The organism is Streptomyces prasinopilosus (assembly GCF_001419695.1).
In the GTDB taxonomy this organism is placed as follows: Bacteria; Actinomycetota; Actinomycetes; order Streptomycetales; family Streptomycetaceae; genus Streptomyces; species Streptomyces prasinopilosus.
Genome location: NZ_LIRG01000914.1, coordinates 1 through 1,766, shown reverse-complemented (window position 1 = coordinate 1,766; position 1,766 = coordinate 1). Strand labels below are relative to the sequence as shown.

1 protein-coding gene is annotated in these 1,766 nt (G+C 72.8%); it reads right to left on the bottom strand.

Features of this window, described 5'->3' with window-relative positions:
- Positions 1–103: 103 nt before the first annotated feature.
- A partial coding sequence (locus AOK18_RS28420) for an MMPL family transporter (RefSeq protein ID WP_055696183.1) occupies positions 104–1,766 on the bottom strand: 1,663 nt, incomplete at its 5' end.

Below are 1,766 nucleotides of genomic sequence, written 5' to 3'. Positions count from 1 at the left end.
GCCCGGCCGGTCGCCGGGGCCGGGCGGGCGCACGGGAAGGCCGGTGAGGGCTCCCCGTCCCCACGGGGCCCTCACCGGCCGGTTCCACGGTGCGGTGCGACGGTCAGACGCGGGCCAGGTCCCGGTCGTCCGGGCCGCCGCCCTTCCCGTCGGTACCGGTGCCGCTGCGCAGGCCCTCGCCCTCGACGTCCACGTTGGGCAGGGCGCGGTCCAGCCACTTCGGGAGCCACCAGGCCTTCTCGCCCAGCAGGGCCAGTACCGCCGGCACGATCGCCATGCGGACGACGAACGCGTCGAAGAAGACGGCGACGGCGAGACCGAAGCCGATCATCTTGACCATCGACTCGCCGGAGCCGATGAAGCCGGCGAAGACCGCCATCATGATCACCGCGGCCGCGCTCACCACCCGGGCGCCGTGCCGGAAGCCGGTCACCACGGCCTCGTCGGGCTTCTCGCCGTGGACGTGGGCCTCCCGCATCCGGGTCACGAGGAACACCTCGTAGTCCATGGCCAGTCCGAAGACCACGCCGACCATGAAGATCGGCATCATCGACATGACCGGGCCGGTCTCCTCCACGCCCAGCAGGCCGGACAGCCAGCCCCACTGGAAGACCGCGACCACGGCGCCCAGGGCGGCCATCACCGACAGGAGGAACCCGAGGGCCGCCTTGAGCGGCACCAGGACCGACCGGAAGACCACGATCAGCAGCAGGAACGCGAGGCCGACGACCAGGGTCAGGTACGGGACGAGCGCGTCGTCGAGCTTCTGCGACACGTCGATGTTCATCGCCGTGGCACCGGTGACCAGGACGTCCGCGCCGGTGTCGGCCCTGATGTCCGCCCCGGCGTCCCGGATGTCATGGACCAGGTCCTCGGTCGCCGCGGACGAGGGCTTGGAGTCCGGGACGACGGTGATCGTCGCCGTGTCACCGGTCTTGTTGGGGGCCGCCGGGCTCACCGAGACGACGTCGTCGAGCGCCTTGACGGCGTCGCCGGTCCGCTGGAAGACGGTGTCCGGGTCGTCGCTGCCCCGGGCGTCGACCACGACGACGAGCGGTCCGTTGGATCCGGGGCCGAAGCCTTCGGAGAGCAGGTCGTAGGCGCGGCGCTGGGTGGTGGACGTCGGCTGGGAGCCGTCGTCGGGCAGGCCCAGTTCCAGGGAGGACGCCGGGACGGCCGCCACGCCGAGGCCGACGACGCCCAGCAGGAGGACGGCCACGGGGCGCCGTACGACGAAGCGCGCCCAGCGGGTGCCCAGGTTCTGGTGCCGCGCCTTCTCCGGTGCCGGCCCGTTCCCCTCCTCCTTCTCCCCGCGCCCGCGCCACCTGCCCTTCTCGCCGGCCGGGCGGACCCTGCGGCCCGCGTAGCCGAGCAGCGCCGGGATCATGGTGAGGGCGATCAGGACGGCGATGGCGACCGTGCCGGCGGCGGCGATGCCCATCTTGGTGAGCATCGGGATGTTGACGACCGACAGGCCGACGAGGGCGATGACGACCGTGAGGCCGGCGAAGACGACGGCGGAGCCCGCGGTGCCGACGGCGCGTCCCGCGGCGTCCTCGCGTTCCCGGCCCTCGGCCAGTTCGGCGCGGTAGCGGGAGACGATGAACAGCGCGTAGTCGATGCCGACGGCGAGGCCGATCATCGTGGCCAGGATGGACGTGGTGGAGCCGAGTTCGAGCGTCGAGGCCAGCGCGGTGATGCCCGCGACGCCGATGCCGACGCCGATGAGCGCGGTGAGCAGGGGCAGGCCGGCCGCGACCAGTGAG